At 37.6% G+C, this 255-nt stretch carries 1 pseudogene; it reads right to left on the reverse strand.

What is annotated here, in order from left to right:
* A pseudogene (locus TEPIDINF_RS15030) lies at positions 1-255 on the reverse strand (IS110 family RNA-guided transposase); the annotation flags it as partial.

The raw sequence follows: 255 nt of genomic DNA on the forward strand, positions 1-255 counted from the left end.
TCATGAGTTTGGCAATTTCACGATCAAGCCGTTTCACTTCGGATTCCATATGTCTAATTACACTTAAAGAAACGGAAAGTGAAATGTTGACTGGATCGGCCATTGCTTTATTTAGACGATATGATGAGCGAGCAAGTTTTTGAAGATACTTTGCAATTTCTTCCGGATTTTCGAAGCGATTTTTTCCCTTCTCTTGAAGAAATTGAATGAGTTCTTCCATGGACATTTGGGTAATTTGTTCAGGCTCTAGTTCTT

Origin of the sequence: Tepidibacillus infernus (assembly GCF_048898065.1) — a bacterium.
Classification (GTDB): domain Bacteria; phylum Bacillota; class Bacilli; order Tepidibacillales; family Tepidibacillaceae; genus Tepidibacillus_B; species Tepidibacillus_B infernus.